Annotated in this window: 2 protein-coding genes; one reads left to right on the plus strand and one right to left on the minus strand. The window is 61.5% G+C overall.

Features of this window, described 5'->3' with window-relative positions; translation table 11 throughout:
• On the minus strand, positions 1-335 hold a 335-nt coding region (pyrE, locus tag BIS11_RS18240), incomplete at its 3' end, for an orotate phosphoribosyltransferase (RefSeq protein WP_253586814.1).
• A gap of 133 nt (positions 336-468) precedes the next feature.
• On the opposite strand from pyrE, the gene BIS11_RS18245 reads away from it, so the two are divergent.
• On the plus strand, positions 469-1,108 hold a 640-nt coding region (locus BIS11_RS18245; RefSeq protein WP_253586815.1), incomplete at its 3' end, for an exodeoxyribonuclease III.

The raw sequence follows: 1,108 nt of genomic DNA on the forward strand, positions 1-1,108 counted from the left end.
CCTTCGCCGTGGGCCTTGGCTTCCTTGCGGTTGAAGGCGTAGGGCAGGTCGCGGTCATGATGGTCGGCAAGGGCCGCGGCGGTGACGGCGGCCAGCGGAATGCCCTTGTAGGCCGGGCCGAACAGCACGTCGGCACGAAGTTCGCTTTGCTCGATGGCCTGGGCGTAGAAGCGCCCGAGCCTGGCAAGTGCCCGTCCGGTCTGGAACAGACCGGCATTGAAGAAATAGGGGCTGACACGCCCGGACTTGAGCGTGAATTCGCCGAATTTGAGAACGCCCTGCTCGATAGCGAAGGCAATGAAGTCGCGCTGGTAGGGTTGAAGGGTCGAAGCCACGGCGGTGTTCTCTCGAGAGTGGGTGGGTGAGCGTAACGATATCGAACGGGCAGGCAGGCCGATTGAGCCTGCCTATTTACCCAAACGTCTAAACGTCGGGTATCATACCGCAGCGACGCAAAAGGGACGATTTATGAAAATTGCCAGCATTAATGTCAACGGTATCCGTGATGCCGTCGACCGCGGCTTCCTGGACTGGCTGGCTCAGCAGGACGCCGACGTGGTCTGCGTGCAGAACCTGAAGGCCAAGAGCTTCGAACTGGGCGACCATATCCTCTATCCGGAAGGCTACGAAGGCTATTTCCTGGATGCCGAGGAGGATGGCTTCTCCGGTGTGGGACTCTATTGCCGCAAGATTCCCAAGGCGATCATGTACGGGCTGGGCTTTCCCCAGTGCGACCACGAAGGGCGTTTTCTGCAGGCGGACTACGACCGCTTCAGCATCGCGACCTTCCTGATGCCGGACGGCTCGGACCAGAAGGCCAAGCACGCCTTCATGGAGCAGTACCAGGAGTACCTGACCAAGATGTCGCGCAAGCGCCGCGAGTACATCATCTGCGGTACCTGGCACGTCGCCCACAAGACCGTGGACCTGGCCAACTGGTCCGACAATCAGCTCACCTCCGGCTTTCGCCCGGAAGAGCGCGCCTGGATGGATCAGGTGCTCGGCCCGACCGGCTTCATCGACACCTTCCGCGAGATCAACCGCGACGCCGGCGAGTACACCTGGTGGCCGAAGCTCGACCAGGACGTGCCGCGCAGCCGTCAGGAAG

Origin of the sequence: Halomonas sp. 707D4 (assembly GCF_024158685.1) — a bacterium.
In the GTDB taxonomy this organism is placed as follows: Bacteria; Pseudomonadota; Gammaproteobacteria; order Pseudomonadales; family Halomonadaceae; genus Vreelandella.